At 67.6% G+C, this 20479-nt stretch carries 9 protein-coding genes, 3 rRNA genes and 1 pseudogene; 9 read left to right on the forward strand and 4 right to left on the reverse strand.

Annotated elements, in window-relative coordinates; translation table 11 throughout:
- Nucleotides 1-446: 446 nt before the first annotated feature.
- The 3 genes and pseudogenes from HNR10_RS16490 to HNR10_RS16500 all read right to left on the reverse strand — a co-directional run.
- A pseudogene (locus HNR10_RS16490) lies at nt 447-1601 on the reverse strand (TadA family conjugal transfer-associated ATPase); the annotation flags it as partial.
- A complete protein-coding gene (gene ssd, locus HNR10_RS16495; protein ID WP_179824568.1) occupies nt 1598-2686 on the reverse strand; it encodes a septum site-determining protein Ssd in 1089 nt (362 codons plus the stop codon). The gene ssd and the pseudogene HNR10_RS16490, both read right to left, overlap by 4 nt.
- A 1012-nt stretch (nt 2687-3698) precedes the next feature.
- Nucleotides 3699-4511: a Fic family protein gene (locus HNR10_RS16500; protein WP_179824570.1), complete on the reverse strand. Its 813-nt coding sequence runs from the start codon at nt 4509-4511 to the stop codon at nt 3699-3701.
- A gap of 219 nt (nt 4512-4730) precedes the next feature.
- Here HNR10_RS16500 and acs point away from each other — a divergent pair, with 219 nt between their 5' ends.
- The 9 genes from acs (at nt 4731) to rrf (ending at nt 18887) form a co-directional block, all read left to right on the forward strand.
- The gene (gene acs / locus HNR10_RS16505) at nt 4731-6701 is read left to right on the forward strand and encodes an acetate--CoA ligase (RefSeq protein WP_179824572.1); all 1971 of its coding nucleotides are present in this window, start codon (nt 4731-4733) and stop codon (nt 6699-6701) included.
- 212 nt (nt 6702-6913) lie between these two features.
- Nucleotides 6914-7411 carry a phage holin family protein gene (locus HNR10_RS16510; RefSeq protein ID WP_179824574.1) on the forward strand — a complete coding sequence of 166 codons (498 nt, stop codon included), beginning with the start codon at nt 6914-6916 and terminating at the stop codon, nt 7409-7411.
- A 9-nt stretch (nt 7412-7420) separates the two neighbouring features.
- Complete coding sequence (locus HNR10_RS16515) at nt 7421-8335, forward strand: alpha/beta fold hydrolase (RefSeq protein ID WP_179824576.1); 915 nt, start codon at nt 7421-7423, stop codon at nt 8333-8335.
- An 18-nt stretch (nt 8336-8353) separates the two neighbouring features.
- Entirely contained in the window at nt 8354-8881 is a 528-nt protein-coding gene (locus tag HNR10_RS16520) for a DUF309 domain-containing protein (RefSeq protein WP_179824578.1), read from the forward strand.
- A 682-nt stretch (nt 8882-9563) separates the two neighbouring features.
- On the forward strand, nt 9564-12023 hold the full coding sequence (locus tag HNR10_RS16525) for a sodium-translocating pyrophosphatase (protein ID WP_179824580.1): 2460 nt from the start codon (nt 9564-9566) through the stop codon (nt 12021-12023).
- Nucleotides 12024-12521: 498 nt separating this feature from the next.
- A complete protein-coding gene (locus HNR10_RS16530; protein WP_179824582.1) occupies nt 12522-13001 on the forward strand; it encodes a SixA phosphatase family protein in 480 nt (159 codons plus the stop codon).
- Nucleotides 13002-13671: 670 nt separating this feature from the next.
- Nucleotides 13672-15203, forward strand: a 16S ribosomal RNA gene (locus tag HNR10_RS16535).
- Nucleotides 15204-15565: 362 nt separating this feature from the next.
- Nucleotides 15566-18658 (forward strand): 23S ribosomal RNA (locus HNR10_RS16540).
- Nucleotides 18659-18771: 113 nt separating this feature from the next.
- Nucleotides 18772-18887 (forward strand): 5S ribosomal RNA (rrf, locus tag HNR10_RS16545).
- Together the 16S, 23S and 5S rRNA genes form the textbook arrangement of a ribosomal RNA operon.
- 230 nt (nt 18888-19117) lie before the next feature.
- Here rrf and serB read toward each other — a convergent pair.
- On the reverse strand, nt 19118-20356 hold the full coding sequence (gene serB / locus HNR10_RS16550) for a phosphoserine phosphatase SerB (protein ID WP_179824584.1): 1239 nt from the start codon (nt 20354-20356) through the stop codon (nt 19118-19120).
- Nucleotides 20357-20479 lie beyond the last annotated feature (123 nt).

The following is a 20479-nucleotide window of genomic DNA, read 5'->3' on the forward strand; positions in this document are numbered from 1 at the left end:
CAGCGGGTCACCATGCAGCCGAGTGCGGGGGCCACCGCGGGAATCGGTGCTGCGAGTGAGTACGGTCGCCATCCTCCGGCGCTCGCCGGACGGCACCAGGGCCAGCAGTACGAGACCGACACAGCACACCACCAGCAGGGTCACCGTCGATCCCGCCCCACGCCGATCCACCGGCCCCTGGGCGTGGCTCCCGCCTCCGCGTTCTGCCGACCCGGGGCGGCGACCCGGTCCGTCGTCTCATCGCCCCGGTCGCGTCCAGGACGAGAAGGGGCCGCCCCCGGCCGTCCCCGGGCCGACGCGTCCTCGGCCGCGGCCGTCGCGTCCCTTCCGACCGGTGGTCGGCTCCAGTCCGGTTCCGGGCCGTCCCTCGTACCCGCTTTCGGCCCACGCGCCGACGGGTTCTCCGTCGGGAGCCGCACCGGCCCCTGACCGGAGGCGTTCGACTCGCGCCATCGGCTGCCCAGACGGGCATCGAGGTCCGCCACCGCCGTGAACTCGCGGCAGACGCCATCAGGGGTGAAGGCCACCGCGGGAACAGCGTGCACCAGGCCGGAGCGGTCCCGCCGCAGAACCCGAAGCTCGGACAGCCGCCGCCCCCGGGTGTCGCGGACCAGGTGCACCACCAGCGCCCGGGTGGCCGCGAGCTGGCTGTGCACCGCGGCGCGGCCGAGACCCGCCGCGCACCCCAGCGCCTCGATCCGGGCCGGGACGTCCTCGGCGCCGTTGGCGTGGAGAGTCCCCGCCCCGCCACCGTGGCCGGTGTTGAGAGCGCCCAGCATCGGTACGATCTCCGGTCCCCGGGCCTCACCGACCACCAGCCGGTCCGGGCGCATCCGCAGCGCCTGGCGCACCAGGACCTGCAGCGACACCTCACCGCTGCCCTCGATGTTGGCCGGGCGGGCCTGCAACCGGACCACGTGCGGATGCTCCGGCCGCAGTTCCGGGGAGTCCTCGGCGAGGACGATCCGCTCCCCCGCGTCCACCAGCGACAGCAAGGACGACAGGACGGTCGTCTTGCCCGCGCCGGTGCCGCCGCTCACCAGGAACGGAGCACGGGCGATGACCAGGGCGCGCAGTAGGGCCGCCCCGGTCGGGGTCAACGTCGCGCACGCCACCAGATCGTCCAGGCCGAACACCCGCCTGGGCGGCATCCGCAGGGAGACGCACGCGCCGTCCGGAGCCACCGGGGGCAGGACGGCGTGCAGCCGGGCGCCGTTCGGCAGCCGGGCGTCCACGTAGGGCACCGCGGCGTCGAGCCGGCGGCCCGCCTGGGCGGCCAGCCGCTGGGCCAGCCGGCGGACCTCGTCCGGGGAACCGAACCGCGCGTCGGCGCGGTGCAGGCCGTCCCCGTCGTCCACCCACACCTCGTCGGGCCCGTTGACCAGGATGTCGGTGACTCCACGGGTCATCAGTGCCTCCAACGGGCCCGCACCCGACAGGTCGGCGGCCAGCCGCCGGGTCAGGGCCAGCAGTTCCGTGTCGCCCAGGACCCCGCCCTCCGCGCGCAGTGCCGCCGCGACGGTGGCCGGAGTCACGGGTTCTCCCGCGTCCACCAACCGGTCGCGGACCGTCGCCGTCACGTCGGCCGCGCGGGTACTCATCGTGCCTCCCGCACGTCGGACAGCTCGGCCACGGCGCGGTCGGCGAATCCGGCCAGGGGTGAGCGCCGCTGACGCGTCGGGACACGGCCCGCGGCCAGGTCCCGGTCGAGCCCCCGCTCGTCGGGCAGGTCCGCGCCCAGGGGCAGGCCCAGCGTCCCGGCCACGGCGTCGGCGGTGAGTTCGCCGTGGGCGCCGCGCACGACGACCCGGACCGACGAGGCCTCCTCCACCAGCCAGGGCACCAGCCGGGCCGCCGCCACGACGGAGGGGACGTCGGCGGGCACCACCACGTACACGACGTCCGAGCGGTTGAGGAAGACGGCCGACGCCGGGGTGGGACCGCGGGGGAGGTCCGCGACCACGAGATCGGTCCCGTGCCGGGCCGAGGAGAGCACGGCCCGGGCCGCTCCGACGGGCAGCGAACCCGTCCGGGCCGGAGCCGAGCGGCGCGTCCAGGTCAGGACGGACACCCGGGGCGTCCCGGGCAGGCCTTCCCGCAGGTCACGCCAGTGCACCCGGCCGTGCCGAACGAGAAGGTCGCCCCATCCGGTGCGGTCGCCCGGACCGGCGTCCTCGCACCCCAGGTAGATGTCGCTACCGCAGCCCAGGGGGTCGGTGTCGAGCAGGGCGGTCGTGCGGCCGGCCCGCTCGCCCGCGAGGGCGAGAGCCACTCCGAGCAGACTCGCCCCCGCGCCGCCGCGCCCGCCGACGACCGACACGGTGGGCGCCGGAGCCCGGGTGGGGGCGTCGGCCCGCGCCAGAAGGCCGGCCAGGGCGGACTCGTCCCTGGGTAACAGGAGGAGGGAGGCCTCGGAATCGGGCGGTGCGCCGGCCGGGGGCCGGGTCCCGCCGGTGGCGCGTCCCACCACGACGAGACGGGGATGCGGGGGAGGGTCGGCCGTGCGCAGCGCGGCGCGCAGGTCGGCGCCGACCACGGCCAGCGGAGCGTGGGTCCACGAGCGCAGGGCCTGGTCGACGGTACGGGCGATGTTCACCTCGGTGGACGCGGCCGAGGCCAGCCGGAGGAGGTCGTCGAGGAGGGCGGGGTCGGCGGTGGCGAACAGGGGGCGGCTACGAACGTCCAAGGCGGTCTCCGATGGCGGGAAGTCGTACTTCCGACCATCGGCGACGCGCGTTCGCGGCGAAAGGCCCGATGTCGATCTGTGGATAACTTCGCGCGGCGCCACGGGCCCCGGGCACGGATAAATTCGCGAGGCGCCACGGGCCCCGGGCGCGTCGAGCGGTGCTACAGCCTCGGGCGGAAGGGCGACTGGGATCGGGCGCCACACGCCACCGGTGTCGTCTTCTCCGGCGCCGCGAGCGCGGCACCGTTCGGCACGACGGCACCGGGTCCCACCCGACGGGCGGGATACGCGTACGGGGGCGAACGCGCATCCCCGCCCGACAGGCGAGAGGAGCGGACATGGAGACGGTCTCGCAGGGGGAAGGAGACCGTCGATCGCTTCCGGTCCCGGGGGGAGAGGACCGGGCCCACTCTCTGGAAGGGCACGCCGGTACCGAAGCACCGACCACCATCGAAAGACCTGGTCACGCACACGTCCACGCCGGAACAGCGGTGGCCCTGCGAGGCCGCGATCGTGTCGCGGACTCCGACCGCCGGGTGACGGCGGTGGTGTGGGCACTGTTCCCTCGTGGAACGCCGGACCCGACGCTACCACGGTATCCGCGTATCGGTTCGGGAATCTCCTTGGAAAACTTGGGCCAACCGTCTTTTCGGAACACGGGCCCCGGCGTAGAAAGAAAGCAGTTGGTGGCGAAGACCCACCCCGACTCGGCGTCCGGGAACCCACGCGCCTCCTGGCCGCGTAAGGCCTGTCTAGGCCGGGCAAGTCGACATCGTGCCTGGTCAGACTATGCGAATGGACGCCTGTTAGCCCGGTCCGACGAGTCGGAAGCGGCGCCTTGAGAGGTTCTCTCGGGCGCCGTTCGCCATGCATGTGCAGATGCAGACGTCAATCCGAAACATTCGCCGATGGAAGAGCGTGACCGAACCGGTATCATTCGCGCTGACTACTGGTTGGTAATTTAACCAGTTTCCGAACTCGGCGCCTTTCCGTCGGATGTGCGCCGCGACGCTCAGCCGCGTTTGAGCGCCTCACACGTGGCAAGGGAGTCCTGTGCGCCGGCCCGCACGGCGCGGCAGCAGTACACCACCCACGCCGCCACCCCCTCGGGAGTGCCGCCCATGTACCCGCGCAGCGCCGGAGCGTACTCGTCCTTCAGCGTCTGGTGCCCGAGTTCCGAGGTCACCAGCGACTTGGGGTCCAGGCCCCGCTCCACCAGCGTCAACCGCTCCGCCGCGCGCGCCACCAGGCCGTCGCCCCATCCGAACGGGCGGATCGACATCAGCTCGCCGTGCACCAGCGCCGACGTCACCAGCGCGGGCACCGACGTCCGGGCGCCCAGCAGCGCGTACAGGCCCTCCAGCCGGGCCAGTGCCACGGCCGGCTCCGGCGCGGGGCCCAGTTCCAACGGGTCCTCGACGCGTTCGCCCGCCATCCGCGGACGGCCCAGGGCGTCACCCGCCACCGCGTCGGCCGCCACCAGGGTGTGCATCCGGGCCAGCGCCTGCCGCGGCGCCTTGGGCCAGGTGTCCACCAGCGTCCCCAGCTCACTGGACACGCGGAGCGCGCCCTTGATCCGGGTGTCGTACACGTGCCCGTCCCGGATCTCGTCCATCGAGACCTCGGCGCCCTCCAGCGCCGCCGACGCGCAGGCGCCGCGCAGGGAGGACTCCATCGACACGTCGCTGCTGCGGCGACGCAGGATGCGGTGGCCCAGGAGCTTGTCGACCAGGGCACGGGTCTCGGCGACCGCGTCGCTCACACCGGGCAGTCCGGCGATCCGCGCCAGCGGGTCGGGCAGGGAGTCAGAAGTCGGTTCGCTCACGGAGAACAACACTACGCGCCGGTAACCGGGAGAGCCGACACCGACTCCGCCGAGCTCCCGACCAGGTCGGGGCCGACCGCTCGTCGCGGGTCGCCGACCGTTCGCCGTCCGTTCGTCGCGCGCCCGGAGGTCCCCGCCGCTGGAGCGGCGCCCAGCTGTTCACGCGGTCTGGACCACATGATTAATTGGGTGTCAATCGCCAACGTAAGGAGAATCACAGTGGCTGACAGCACTCCCCCGAGCCAGGAGACACTGTCCAACCTTCTCCACGAGACCCGCAGCTACCCGCCCCCCGCGGCACTCGCGGCCGACGCCAACGTCAAGGCCGACGCCTACGAGGCCGCCGCAGCGGACCGTCTCGGCTTCTGGGAGGAGCAGGCCCGACGTCTCCAGTGGGAGCAGCCCTGGGACACCGTCCTGGACTGGAACCCGCCGTTCGCCACGTGGTTCGACGGCGGTCGGATCAACGCCTCGGTCAACTGCGTGGACCGGCACGTCGACGCCGGGCTGGGCGAGCGGGTCGCCCTCCAGTGGGAGGGCGAGCCGGGCGACACCCGCACGATCACCTACGCCCAGCTCAAGGACATGGTCTCCCAGGCGGCCAACGCCCTGACGCAGCTCGGCGTGGCCAAGGGCGACCGTGTCGCGATCTACATGCCGATGATCCCCGAGACGGTCGTCGCGATGCTCGCCTGCGCGCGCATCGGCGCCGTCCACATGGTCGTCTTCGGCGGGTTCTCCGTCGACGCGCTCGGCTCCCGCCTGGACGACAGCCAGGCCAAGCTCGTCATCACCGCGGACGGCGGCTACCGGCGCGGCAAGGCCAGCGCGCTCAAGCCCGCCGTGGACGGCGCCGTCGCCGACCGCCCCGCCGTCGAGAAGGTCCTCGTCGTCCGCCGCACCGGCCAGGACGTGGAGTGGACCGACCGCGACGTGTGGTGGCACGAGGTCGTCGAGACCCAGAGCACCGAGCACACGCCCGAGGCCCACGACGCCGAGCACCCGCTGTACATCATGTACACCAGCGGTACCACGGCCAAGCCCAAGGGCATCCTGCACACCACGGGCGGCTACCTCACCCAGGTCTCCTACACCCACTGGGCGGTGTTCGACCTCAAGCCCGAGACGGACGTCTACTGGTGCGCCGCCGACATCGGCTGGGTGACCGGGCACTCCTACATCGTCTACGGACCCCTCTCCAACGCCGCCACCGTCGTCATGTACGAGGGCACCCCGGACACCCCGCACCGCGGGCGCTTCTGGGAGATCATCGAGAAGTACAAGGTCACCATCGCCTACATGGCGCCCACGGCGATCCGCACCTTCATGAAGTGGGGCGACGAGATCCCCGCGAAGTACGACCTGTCCAGCCTCCGCGTGATCGGGTCGGTCGGCGAGCCCATCAACCCCGAGGCCTACGTCTGGTACCGGGAGAACATCGGCGGCGGCAGCACGCCCGTGGTCGACACCTGGTGGCAGACCGAGACCGGCGCCATCATGGTCAGCCCCCTGCCGGGCGTGACCTCCGGCAAGCCGGGCGCCGCGATGCGGGCCGTCCCCGGCATCGTGGCCGACGTCGTCGACGAGAACGGCGCGTCCGTGCCCGACGGCGACGGCGGCTTCATCGTGATCCGCGAGCCGTGGCCGTCCATGCTCCGCGGCATCTGGGGCGACCCGGAGCGCTACAAGGACACCTACTGGTCGCGCTTCGAGGGCCTGTACTTCCCCGGCGACGGTGCCAAGAAGGACGAGGACGGCGACCTGTGGCTGCTCGGCCGCGTGGACGACGTCATGCTCATCTCCGGCCACAACATCTCCACCACCGAGGTCGAGTCCGCGCTGGTCTCCCACCCCCGGGTGGCGGAGGCCGCGGTCGTGGGCGCCGCCGACAAGGTGACCGGCCAGGCCATCGTCGGCTTCGTCATCCTGCGAGGTGGAGGGGAGGAAGTCCCCGAGGACCTCGTCCAGGAGCTGCGCAACCACGTCGGCACCTCGCTCGGGCCCATCGCCAAGCCGGCCCGCCTGCTGGCCGTGCCGGAGCTGCCCAAGACCCGCTCGGGCAAGATCATGCGCCGCCTGCTGCGCGACATCGCCGAGAACCGGGCGGTCGGTGACACCTCCACGCTCACCGACTCCTCGATCATGGACGTGATCGCCAAGCAGCTGCCCTCCGCCTCGACGGGCGAGTGAGCGGCGGCCCCGGTGGGACTCCCGGCGGGGCCGCGTCCACGGCGCGCGGCGGTGTCCCGGTCCCCGCGGACCGGGACACCGCCGTCCACGCACGGGTGTGACCGAACGGAACACCGGAGTTGTGCGTGCCGTGTGAGGCCCGCGAGGTGGGGCATGTGCGAGGATGCGGAGGATCATCCGCGTGTTCGGACCGAGAGAAGGGAACCCCCACGATGGTGGACAAGCCGGGTGCCGGTGAACCTGGCGCTCCCAGCGGCACCGACCGTTCCATCGGTGAACTGGTCTCCGACGCCACCGACAACCTCTCGCGGCTGGTGCGCCTGGAGCTCAAGCTCGCCAAGCTGGAGGCCAAGGCCGACGCCGTCAAGATCGGCAAGGGCATCGGCGAGTTCCTCGCCGCGGGCGTGATCCTCCACCTCTTCGTGATCCTGCTGTCGGTGACCATCGGGCTCGGACTCTGGGAGATCTTCGACCTCCCGCTCTGGGGCGCGTTCGGCATCGTCACGCTCTTCTACCTGCTCGTCGCCGTCGCCTTCGTCCTCGTCGCGCTGATCAACTTCCGCCGGCGCCAGGGACTCGCCCGCACGGCCCAGACCTCGTCCCGGCTCGTGGCGATCCTGCGCGGAGAGATCCGCCCGCCCAAGGGCGAGCGCTCCGTGGTTCCGGCCGACACCGGACAGGCACCCGCCTCCTCCGACTCCGCCGCCTAGTACCGCGAGGTGTTGGACGACTCCGCCGCCTACGTCGACGGCCCCTGGACCCACCGCGTCGTCAGCGCGGCGGGTACGCGGTTCCACGTGGCCGAGGCCGGCGAGGGACCGCTCGTACTGCTGCTGCACGGATTCCCGCAGTTCTGGTGGGCATGGCGGTCACAGATCATCGCCCTCGCCGCCGCGGGATACCGCGCGGCCGCCGTCGACCTGCGCGGCTACGGGGCCAGCGACAAGCCCCCGCGCGGCTATGACATGGTCACACTCGCCCAGGACGCCGCCGGGCTCGTGCGCTCCCTCGGTGAGGCCGAGGCGGTCGTGGTCGGGCACGGCCTGGGCGGCGTCATCGGCTGGACCATGACGGCCTACCACCCGCGTGCCGTCCGCGCCCTCGCGACCGTGGCGGCGCCGCACCCCGCGCGTGCGGCACGACTGGCGGCCTCCGGCGGCCCCGGCGTCCGCCACATGCTCAGGGCGCAGGTGCCGGTCCTGCCCGAGCACCGCCTCCTGGCCGACGGCTGCGTGCGCGTCGGCGACCTGATCCGCCAGTGGAGCGGTCCCGGATGGCCCGACGAGGAGGCCGAGGAGCGCTACCGCAGGGCGTTCGCGATCCCGAAGGTCTCCCACTGCTCCCTGGAGTACCACCGCTGGATCTTCCGGTCCCGCTGGCGCCCCGACGGGGCCCGCTACGCCGCCCGGATGCGCGCCCCCGTCCGGGTGCCCGTCCTCCAGCTGCACGGCGCCCTCGACCAGGCCTGTTCCGCCGAGGCCGCACGCGTCGCGCGCCGCCTCGTCGACGGGCCGTACCGTTGGAGGCAGGTCGCGGGTGCGGGGCACTTCCCGCACGAGGAACGGCCCGAAGAGGTCTCCGGCGCGCTCGTGGAGTGGCTGGCGGACGTGGACGGGACCCGTGGTGAGCGCTGAGGAGAGGGTGGTGGAGCGATGGCGACGGCATCGGTGACCGGAGACGGCCCAGGACAGGGCGACGGCAGGGACCGCGACGTGTCCGGACGCGCGCAGAACCAGCGCCCCCGGGACCGGTACGGTCGTCCGCTGCCGCACGGCAGCCGGGGCGAGGTCGAGCGGGTCCCGGACGACGCCGAGTTCACCGCCGAGGAAGGTCTGGAAGAGGCCCAGCGGCTGCTCGACTCGGGGTACGCTTTCACCGCCCACGAAGTCCTCGAAGCCGTGTGGAAGTCCTCCCCCGAACCCGAGCGGGAACTGTGGCGCGGGCTCGCCCAGACGGCCGTGGGAGTGACCCACGCCCAGCGGGGCAACACGGTGGGCGCGGCGCGGCTGCTCCGGCGCGGAGCGGACCGCGTGGAAGTCTTCGGGCCGCGTGCGCCGCACGGTGTCGACGTGGCGGGTGTGGCGGTCTTCGCCCGTGCGCTGGCCGACGACCTGGACGCCGGCCGGGCCCGCCCCGGTGACGGGATCGATCCGTCGGGGATGCGGCTGCGCGGCGCGTAGCGGGCGGCGGCCACGGTCGGCGCACGTTCCTGAGCAGGACCGCATCGGGCGAGGTCTGGGACGTCGCGCGGTACTCGCGGGTCCGCTGGTGCGTGTGCGGCGGATGCGTGTACGGCCGACGTGCGTGGCGGATGCGTGAGCAGCCGATGGGTGTGCGGCGCGGGGGGACGTTTGCGGAGGGCTCGGACCCTGATACGGACCGGCGGTGCCGGTGCCGGCACCCGGCCGACGCGTGCTCTGATGCGTTCTGCTGCCGTCTGGGGCCGATCAGTATCTCTGTGCCGAAATAAGGCCTTTAACGTTAACATCGTATTACGGCATTATGAGAAACATAAAAAGCCGAATGTCATCGATAAAGGCATTTATCCGCTTCCCTAGATCACCAAGTGATCACATCTTTGATCTCTCTTGGGGAAATGCTGAATCGGCTCTCACCTTTATTTCGCACGGTGCGTAGAATCCCCGGACCACCGCCCGTGCGCGGAAAGCGCGGGTGGGGCGCTCCACAACCAAAGGTGGCACCGCTTCGACCCCGCCAAGCGTGCCGTCGGGCCAGCTCAGGCACCTTCCGGACGGCGGTACGTCCACGGCCGCACGCGGGACCGGCACCCACGGGGTGAACCGTTCCCGGCGTGTCCGAGGACGGGGCCGAAACGGTCGTGCCCGTCGCAAGGAGGACGGATTGTCTGGGCTCAACCTCGCCGCGGAAAGCGGCACGGCCCTAGCACTGGAAGGCAGCGACTTCACACTCGTCATCATCGTCATGGTGGTGGCGCTCCTGGCCCTCGCCGTCGCGGGGATGCTGGTACGTGAGGTCCTCGCCGCAGGGCAGGGCACAGAGCGAATGCGCAACATCGCGTTCGCGGTACAGGAAGGAGCGGCGGCCTACCTGAAACGACAGTTCCGCACCCTCGCGGTCTTCGTCGTCCTCATCCCGCTCCTGCTCCTCCTGCTCCCCGCGGACTCCTGGGCCATCGCCATCGGCCGATCGGTGTTCTTCGCCCTCGGCGCGCTGCTGTCGGCGGCGACCGGCTTCATCGGGATGTGGCTGGCCGTGCGCGGCAACGTCAGGGTCGCGGCCGCGGCGCGGGGCGGCGACGCCGCCGCCGGGCACACCGCGATGCGGATCGCCTTCCGCACCGGCGGCGTGGCGGGCATGATCACCGTCGGACTCGGCCTGTTCGGCGCCGCCGTCGTGGTCATGCTCTACCGCGGCGACGCGCCCATCGTGCTGGAGGGCCTCGGCTTCGGTGCCGCGCTGCTCGCCATGTTCATGCGTGTGGGCGGCGGCATCTTCACCAAGGCCGCCGACGTGGGCGCCGACCTCGTCGGGAAGGTCGAGCAGGGCATCCCCGAGGACGACCCCCGCAACGCCGCCACCATCGCCGACAACGTCGGTGACAACGTGGGCGACTGCGCGGGCATGGCGGCGGACCTCTTCGAGTCCTACGCGGTCGTGCTCGTGGCCTCCCTGATCCTGGGCCGCGTGGCCTTCGGTACCGAGGGCCTCGTGTTCCCGCTCCTGGTCCCGATGATCGGCATCATCACCGCCATGATCGGCATCTTCATCGTCGCGCCCCGCCCGGGGGACAGGACCGCGATGACCGCGATCAACCGCGGGTTCTTCATCTCCGCGGCGATCTCCGCCGTGCTCGTCATCGCCACCTCCTTCTGGTACCTGCCCGGCAGCTTCGAGGAGCTGTCCGGCGTCAGCCCGCAGGTGCTCGCGGAGATCGAGGCGGCCGGCAACGACCCCGACCCGCGCATCATCGCGGTGGCCGCCGTCCTCATCGGCCTCGTGCTCGCCGCGGCGATCCAGATGCTCACCGGGTACTTCACCGAGACCGACCGTCGTCCCGTGAAGGACATCGGTGAGAGCTCGGAGACCGGCGCGGCGACCGTCATCCTCTCCGGCATCTCCGTGGGCCTGGAGTCGGCGGTCTACTCCGCCCTCCTCATCGCGGGTGCCGTCTACGCCGCCTTCCTGCTGGGCGGCGGCTCGATCACCCTGAGCCTGTTCGCCGTGGCGCTCGCCGGCACGGGGCTGCTCACCACGGTCGGCATCATCGTGGCCATGGACACCTTCGGGCCGGTCTCGGACAACGCCCAGGGCATCGCCGAGATGTCGGGTGACGTCGAGGGCCCGGGCGCGGAGATCCTCACCGGCCTGGACGCCGTCGGCAACACGACCAAGGCGATCACCAAGGGCATCGCGATCGCGACGGCCGTGCTGGCGGCCACCGCGCTGTTCGGGGCGTTCCGCACGTCGGTGCAGGAACAACTCGGCGACGCGGAGGCCTTCTCCCTGTCCATCGACCAGCCGGATGTGCTCGTCGGCGTGATCATCGGCGCCAGCGTCGTGTTCTTCTTCTCCGGACTGGCCATCATGGCCGTCGGCCGCGCGGCCGGCCGGGTCGTGCTGGAGGTGCGCAACCAGTTCCGGACCCGTCCGGGGATCATGGACGGCACGGAGAAGCCGGAGTACGCCCGGGTCGTCGACATCTGCACGAAGGACTCGCTGCGCGAGCTGGTCACGCCCGGCCTCCTGGCCGTGCTCGCACCGATCGCGGTCGGCTTCGCCCTGGGCTACGCGCCGCTCGGCGCGTTCCTCGGCGGTGCCATCGCCGCCGGTGTGCTCATGGCGGTCTTCCTGTCCAACTCCGGTGGAGCCTGGGACAACGCCAAGAAGCTGGTCGAGGACGGCCACCACGGTGGCAAGGGCTCCGCGGCCCACGAGGCCACGGTGATCGGCGACACGGTCGGTGACCCGTTCAAGGACACCGCGGGCCCGGCCATCAACCCCCTCCTGAAGGTGATGAACCTGGTCGCGCTCATCGTCGCGCCCAGCGTGGTGATCTACGCGGACAACGTCGCGCTGCGCGTGGGCGTGAGCGTGGTCGCGGTGGGCGTGCTCATCGGAGCGGTCCTGTGGTCCAAGCGCCGCGGCGCGGGGACCGAGACCGAGCTCGCCGAGATCGACCGCGAGGTCGAGCCCAAGGACGCGCCCGAGAACGGGGACGCCGACCAGGGGACCCCGGACCAGGAGCCGACGGCGTCCGGTGACGGCGACACCGACGGCGACGAAAAGGAGAACGTGCCGGACCACAAGGAGGAGGCCCGGGCCGGAGACGGCAAGGGCTGACGTGCCTCGGGAGGGGTGAGGACCGGTCCTCCGGTCGCGCCACCTTCCTCCGCGGCAGTGGGCGGCCGTCCGGGAACCACCCGGGCGGCCGTCGTCATGCGCGGGGTGCGGGCGGGGTGCGCGGCAGGAGTCGGGGGGCGGGCCTCTTCGGGTTCGGGTGCCCGTCGGGTCGGGAACGGGTTCGGACGCCGGTTGGGGTGCGGGCGCGCGTCGGGCTCGGGCGCCGGTTCGGGCCATCGATGCCCACGGGAGTCGGAACCGGTCTCGGAACCCTGGCGAGAAGAGGTGAGAAACGGCTGCGAGGGGGCACTGTTCCGGGTGTGAAGGGCGCACCTAACCTTGGGTCGGGGCACCGATGCGGGCGGCGACCGTGCCGCGGCGGTACCGAGCGACGAGAGGGAGGTGCCTGGTGACCGGGATGAAGGGCTTGTTCGTCATCGTGGGAGTGATGGTGGGGTTCATCGGAGCACTGGCGCTCGTAGCAACGGCCCTCGCGTCATGAAGCGGACGCTGTTGCTCATGCGCCACGCCAAGGCCGACGTCGGCCACGGCGAGGAAGACTTCGACCGTCCGCTCAACGACAGGGGCCACCTCCAGGCCGCCAACGTCGGCCGGATGCTGGCGGAGCGCGGGTACGCGCCCGACCACGTGATCTGCTCCGGGTCCAGGCGCACCAGGCAGACGCTCAAGGGCGTGCTGCACGAACTGGGTCTCGCGGGCTCCCCCGAAGTCGACTACGCGGACGAGGTCTACTCGGCGGGTCCGGACCAGCTCCTGGAGATGATCAACCGCCTCGACCCCGGCGCGGAGACCGTGCTGGTGGTGGGGCACAACCCGACCATCGCCCAACTGGCGGCCGGTTTCCTGGGGGACGACACCCTGACGCGGTACGCGCCGGCCACGGTCGCGGTCGTCGAGCTGGAGGTCGACTGGCTCTACGCGGCGCCGGGAACGGGCACGGGAGAGATCCTCAACTAGTGTGACCCAGGTCACCTCTCGGATGGTTTGCGGGTGTGCGGGGCGGAGGGTAATGTTCTCCGAGTCGCCTCCGACCGGTCCAGGACCGCAAGGGGTCGGCCATCCACCGAGCGAAACGAACACGGACTCACGTGGGCGTGCCGGTGACTCTCTCCGCGTTTCAGACCTTCGGTTCTTCTCTGATGTGCTGCGCATGTCGTGATGTGGATCAAAGGGTGTGGGCAGAGCTTCTGGTCCGAGCACTGATTCGGCTCCGGTAGGCTCGGGGAGTTGCTTCGAACGTCGGGCGAATTCGCCAGGTCGGAGAAGCGGAACGGGCTTTACCCCGATCAATTGCTCCGAAACCGCCGATTTGGCGGGGCACGGAACACCTGATAAAGTAAAGACACAACACAGCGAAGAAGCCGCTCACGCGGTGGAAACGCAGACCAGCCTTCCACGGAAGAGCGAACGAACCGAAAAGGGTTCGCAGCTTGTACGGGATGAGCGGTTGTTTCTTGAGAACTCAACAGCGCGTGTTTGATTTTCTTTAAGCCATGTTTGTTTTGGCCCCGTCACACTTCGGTGTGAAGGGTTCCTTTGATTGGCCATCGGAAGATGGTCGGTCAGGATTACTTCTAGGTTTACCCGCCCAGGCCCCCTAGGGTGGCCGGGTCAGGGTTGTATGACCTTTATGGAGAGTTTGATCCTGGCTCAGGACGAACGCTGGCGGCGTGCTTAACACATGCAAGTCGAGCGGTAAGGCCCTTCGGGGTACACGAGCGGCGAACGGGTGAGTAACACGTGAGCAACCTGCCCCTGACTCCGGGATAAGCGGTGGAAACGCCGTCTAATACCGGATACGACCTGTCACCTCATGGTGGCGGGTGGAAAGTTTTTCGGTCGGGGATGGGCTCGCGGCCTATCAGCTAGTTGGTGGGGTAAAGGCCTACCAAGGCGATTACGGGTAGCCGGCCTGAGAGGGCGACCGGCCACACTGGGACTGAGACACGGCCCAGACTCCTGCGGGAGGCAGCAGTGGGGAATATTGCGCAATGGGCGAAAGCCTGACGCAGCGACGCCGCGTGGGGGATGACGGCCTTCGGGTTGTAAACCTCTTTTACCACCAACGCAGGCTCCCAGTTCTCTGGGGGTTGACGGTAGGTGGGGAATAAGGACCGGCTAACTACGTGCCAGCAGCCGCGGTAATACGTAGGGTCCGAGCGTTGTCCGGAATTATTGGGCGTAAAGAGCTCGTAGGCGGCGTGTCGCGTCTGCTGTGAAAGACCGGGGCTTAACTCCGGTTCTGCAGTGGATACGGGCATGCTAGAGGTAGGTAGGGGAGACTGGAATTCCTGGTGTAGCGGTGAAATGCGCAGATATCAGGAGGAACACCGGTGGCGAAGGCGGGTCTCTGGGCCTTACCTGACGCTGAGGAGCGAAAGCATGGGGAGCGAACAGGATTAGATACCCTGGTAGTCCATGCCGTAAACGTTGGGCGCTAGGTGTGGGGACTTTCCACGGTTTCCGCGCCGTAGCTAACGCATTAAGCGCCCCGCCTGGGGAGTACGGCCGCAAGGCTAAAACTCAAAGGAATTGACGGGGGCCCGCACAAGCGGCGGAGCATGTTGCTTAATTCGACGCAACGCGAAGAACCTTACCAAGGTTTGACATCACCCGTGGACCTGCAGAGATGTGGGGTCATTTAGTTGGTGGGTGACAGGTGGTGCATGGCTGTCGTCAGCTCGTGTCGTGAGATGTTGGGTTAAGTCCCGCAACGAGCGCAACCCTTATTCCATGTTGCCAGCACGTAGTGGTGGGGACTCATGGGAGACTGCCGGGGTCAACTCGGAGGAAGGTGGGGACGACGTCAAGTCATCATGCCCCTTATGTCTTGGGCTGCAAACATGCTACAATGGCCGGTACAATGGGCGTGCGATACCGTAAGGTGGAGCGAATCCCTAAAAGCCGGTCTCAGTTCGGATTGGGGTCTGCAACTCGACCCCATGAAGGTGGAGTCGCTAGTAATCGCGGATCAGCAACGCCGCGGTGAATACGTTCCCGGGCCTTGTACACACCGCCCGTCACGTCATGAAAGTCGGCAACACCCGAAACTTGTGGCCTAACCCTTCGGGGAGGGAATGAGTGAAGGTGGGGCTGGCGATTGGGACGAAGTCGTAACAAGGTAGCCGTACCGGAAGGTGCGGCTGGATCACCTCCTTTCTAAGGAGTCTTTACAAGACCAACTCTTTCCTATGGTTGGTCGGACTCGAAAGTGGACCCGGCCTGATGCCCCTTGAGGGTGTTGGTGATCGGGAGTGGCTTTCAGAAGATCGAACTTCACCTCCAACGACTAGAAGCGTTGGGGGGCGCGCTGTTGGGTGTCTGAGGAAGCAACCTCTGGCTGCTGGCTCTCTCTTGCAGGGGGTTGGTGGCCGGTGTTGTTTCCCGCGGACCGCCTCTGAGAACTCTCAGAACCTGGGTGGGGCCCTTGTGGTCTTCTGCTTCTGGTGTGAGTGGTGTCGGGGTGTGCGGTTGGTGTTTTGATTTGTGAATAGTGTGCGCGAGCATCTTATTATCTGTAGTGGCCAAGTGATAGTGGCACACGGTGGATGCCTTGGCATCAGGCGCCGATGAAGGACGTGGGAGGCCGCGATAGGCCACGGGGAGCTGTCAACCGAGCTTTGATCCGTGGGTGTCCGAATGGGGAAACCTAGCCCGAGTTGTGTCGGGTTGCCGCCACCTGAATGTATAGGGTGGTTGGTGGTGACGCGGGGAAGTGAAACATCTCAGTACCCGTAGGAAGAGTAAACAACAGTGATTCCCCTAGTAGTGGTGAGCGAACGGGGAAGAGGCTAAACCGTATGCGTGTGATAGACGGCAGTCGTTGCGTGTGCGGGGTTGTGGGGCGCATCTGTTCGGGTCTGTCGGCCCGGAGCGCTGATGCTGGTGATAGTTGAATCCGTTGGGAAGCGGAACCGTAGTGGGTGAGAGTCCCGTAGACGAAGTTGCCGGCTAGGTGTTGGTGTGTTCCCGAGTAGCGCGGAGCCCGTGAAATTCCGTGTGAATCTGGCAGGACCACCTGCTAAGCCAAAATACGTCCTGATGACCGATAGTGCACTAGTACCGTGAGGGAAAGGTGAAAAGTGCCCCGGTGAGGGGTCGTGAAATAGTACCTGAAACCGTGTGCTGTCAAGCCGTCAGAGCTGAAGCTTGTCTTTGGTGATGGCGTGCCTTTTGAAGAATGAGCCTGCGAGTCATGGTGTGTGGCGAGGTTAACCCGTGTGGGGTAGCCGTAGGGAAACCGAGTCTGAATAGGGCGATTGAGTCGCATGCTGTGGACCCGAAGCGGAGTGATCTACCCATGTCCAGGGTGAAGCGGGGGTAAGACCTCGTGGAGGCCCGAACCCACCAGGGTTGAAAACCTGGGGGATGAGGTGTGGGTAGGGGTGAAAGGCCAATCAAACTCCGTGATAGCTGGTTCTCCCCGAAATGCATTTAGGTGCAGCGTCACGTGTTTCTTGCTGGAGGTAGAGCTACTGTTTGGCTGATGGGCCCGACAAGGTTACTGACGTCAGACAAACTCCGAATGCCGGTTAAGTGAAGCGTGGCAGTGAGACTGCGGGGGATAAGCTTCGTAGTCGAGAGGGAAACAGCCCAGATCATCAGCTAAGGCCCCTAAGCGTGTGCTAAGTGGGAAAGGTTGTGGAGTTGCTGAGACAACCAGGAGGTTGGCTTAGAAGCAGCCATCCTTTAAAGAGTGCGTAATAGCTCACTGGTCAAGTGGTTCTGCGCCGATAATGTAGCGGGGCTTAAGTACACCGCCGAAGCTGTGAAGCCCAGGACTTGTTTCTGGGTTGGTAGGGGAGCGTCGTGCATCCGGGGAAGCTGCCGAGTGATCGTGTGGTGGAGGGTGTGCGAGTGAGAATGCAGGCATGAGTAGCGAAAGCAACGTGAGAAACGTTGCCGCCGATTGACTAAGGGTTCCTGGGGCAGGTTAATCCGCCCAGGGTGAGTCTGGACCTAAGGCGAGGCCGACAGGCGTAGTCGATGGATAACGGGTTGATATTCCCGTACCCGTGCACGAGCGTCCAGTATCGAGGCGACGGATGCTAACCACGCCGGCTCTTGGTGGTCCCTTCGGGGACGGCCTCTGAGCTGGTCTGGGAACCGATGTTGTAGTAGGTAAGTGATGGGGTGACGCAGGAGGGTAGCTCTACCCGGCGGTGGTTGTCCGGGGGTAAGCGTGTAGGCCGGTGTGTTGGCAAATCCGCACACCATGTGGTTGAGACGTGATGCCGAGCCGTTTTTGGTGAAGTGAGTGATCCCATGCTGTCGAGAAAAGCCTCTAGCGAGTTCGTGTGTGGCCAGTACCCTAAACCGACGCAGGTGGTCAGGTAGAGAATACCGAGGCGTTCGGGTGAACCATGGTTAAGGAACTCGGCAAATTGTCCCCGTAACTTTGGGAGAAGGGGAGCCCTGTCTGGTGATGGACCTTTGCGTCTTGAGCTGGGTGGGGTCGCAGATAGCGGGGGGAAGCGACTGTTTATTAAAAACACAGGTCCGTGCGAAGTCGTAAGACGCTGTATACGGACTGACGCCTGCCCGGTGCTGGAACGTTAAGAGGACTGGTTAGTGGGTTTCGGCCTGCGAAGCTGGGAATCTAAGCGCCAGTAAACGGCGGTGGTAACTATAACCATCCTAAGGTAGCGAAATTCCTTGTCGGGTAAGTTCCGACCTGCACGAATGGCGTAACGACTTCCCCACTGTCTCAACCATGGGCCCGGTGAAATTGCACTACGAGTAAAGATGCTCGTTTCGCGCAGCAGGACGGAAAGACCCCGGGACCTTCACTATAGCTTGACATTGGTGTTTGGGATGGTTTGTGTAGGATAGGTGGGAGCCTGTGAGACTGTCACGCTAGTGGCGGTGGAGGCGTTGGTGAAATACCACTCTGACTGTTTCGGGCATCTAACTTTGGACCGTGATCCGGTTCGGGGACAGTGTCTGGTGGGTAGTTTAACTGGGGCGGTTGCCTCCCAAAGAGTAACGGAGGCGCCCAAAGGTTCCCTCAGCCTGGTTGGTAATCAGGTGTTGAGTGTAAGTGCACAAGGGAGCTTGACTGTGAGACGGACGTGTCGAGCAGGAGCGAAAGCTGGGACTAGTGATCCGGCACCGGCGTGTGGAAGCGGTGTCGCTCAACGGCTAAAAGGTACCCCGGGGATAACAGGCTGATCTTCCCCAAGAGTCCATATCGACGGGATGGTTTGGCACCTCGATGTCGGCTCGTCGCATCCTGGGGCTGGAGTTGGTCCCAAGGGTTGGGCTGTTCGCCCATTAAAGCGGCACGCGAGCTGGGTTTAGAACGTCGTGAGACAGTTCGGTCCCTATCCGCTGTGCGCGTTGGAGACTTGAGAAGGGCTGTCCCTAGTACGAGAGGACCGGGACGGACGAACCTCTGGTGTGCCAGTTGTCCTGCCAAGGGCATGGCTGGTTTGCTACGTTCGGGAGGGATAACCGCTGAAAGCATCTAAGCGGGAAGCTTGCTTCGAGATGAGGTCTCCTGCCTCCTTTGAGAGGGTAAGGCTCCCTGTAGACGACGGGGTTGATAGGCCGGGTGTGGAAGCCCTGTGAGGGGTGGAGCTGACCGGTACTAATAGGCCGAGGGCTTGTCCGCTGCAGATAATTGGTTGCTCGCGCATTTTTCACTGTTCACATGGTTTTCCTATCGTGGACTGTGCTCCCTGCTGTTGTGGTGGGTTGAGTGTGGTGTGTGGTGGGTGTTGGTTTCCGTGGTGGTTATGGTGGGAGGGTCACACCCGGTCTCATTCCGAACCCGGTCGTTAAGTCTCCTTGCGCTGATGGTACTGCCCTGTGGTGGGGTGGGAGAGTAGGTTGCTGCCACGGTTTTTCGTTGAAGGGGGAGAGGGCCTTTTGGTCTTCTCCCCCTTTTTTTGTGCCCGGGTTTGTGCGTTTGTGAATGGTGGGTGGTGTGGGGGTGTTGCGGGGGGTGGGGTCCCCCCGGTTTCCATTGGATCGTGGGTGTGGGTGGGTCCGCCAGGGCTGGTGGCCGGCCTGTGGACAACCGGCGTCGACCGGCGCGGCCTCCGCTGGAGGGAGTCCCCGCCGGCCCAGGATCAGTTCCCGGTGTCGGCGGCGTGGAGGTCGGCCGCTTCGATCTCCTCGCGGGTGATGCCGAGGATGAAGGCGATGGTGTCCAGGTAGGGCACGTTCACCGACGTGTCGGCCTGCTCGCGCACGACCGGCTTGGCGTTGAACGCGACACCGAGCCCCGCGGTCTGGAGCATGTCGAGGTCGTTGGCGCCGTCCCCGATGGCGACGGTCTGCGACAGCGGGACGCCCGCCTGTTCGGCGAACTGCTGGAGGGTCGTGGCCTTGCCCTTGCGGTCGACGATCGGGCCGATCAGTCCGCCGGTCAGCTTGCCGTCGACGATCTCCAGCGTGTTGGCGGCCGAGTAGTCCAGCCCGAGCCGGTCCACGAGGACGTCGGTGATCTGCGTGAAGCCACCGCTCACGATCCCGCACTCGTAGCCCAGCCGCTTGAGCGTGCGGACCAGGGTCCGGGCGCCGGGGGTCAGCTGGATCTCCTCGCGCACGCGATCGATCGCCGAGGCGTCGAGGCCGTTGAGCAGCGCGACCCGGGCCCTCAGGGACTCCTCGAAGTCGAGTTCGCCGCGCATGGCCTCCTCGGTCACCTTCGCGACCTCGGCCTCGCAGCCCGCGTGGGCGGCCAGGAGCTCGATGACCTCGCCCTGGATCAGGGTGGAGTCCACGTCCATGACGATCAGGTGCTTTCCGCGCCGGTGCAGTCCGCTGGGCTGGACGGCCACGTCCACGGACTGCGTGGAGGCCTCCATCGCCAGTTCGGCACGGAGCTGGGCGGCGTCGCCGGCCGCGCCGCCACCGGAGATCTCCATCTCCACGGAGGTCACGGGGTAGCTGGACAGGCGCTCGATCCGGTCGATGTTCGCGCCGGCGCGCGCCACGCACGAGGTGAGCGCGCCCAGGGCGCCGGGGCGCAGAGGGTCGGCGAGCACGGTGACGTGCAGACGGCCGGTGCCGGACTCGGTCACCCGGCCGTTGCCCCGTCCGTACTCGACCTCCATGTCGAGGTCGATGGCGACCTTGTCGAGCGCGCTGCGGACCTCGTCGAAGACCCGGTGACGGCTCACGCCGGGAGCGACCCGTTCGTCGACGTCGATCACGGTGCCCAGGACCAGCCGACCGGCGAGGACGACCTGTTCGAGGTCGACGATGGTCACCGGGAAGACGGAGAGCGTGTTCAGGAGGCGCGCACTGATGCCGGGACGGTCGCGGCCCGTCACGGTCACCAACAGCGTGGAGTCATCATTCATGGCGCCACCCACGGTACTCGGCCGCTCTTGGGGCCCGTCGTGCAGGGCCGCCCGTTTTCGCAGGTAGTTCACTATGTGGACAGGCCGGGGTGCGCTTCAGGTCACCGTACGGCCGTCTGACCG

Source organism: Nocardiopsis aegyptia, from assembly GCF_013410755.1.
Taxonomy (GTDB): Bacteria; Actinomycetota; Actinomycetes; order Streptosporangiales; family Streptosporangiaceae; genus Nocardiopsis; species Nocardiopsis aegyptia.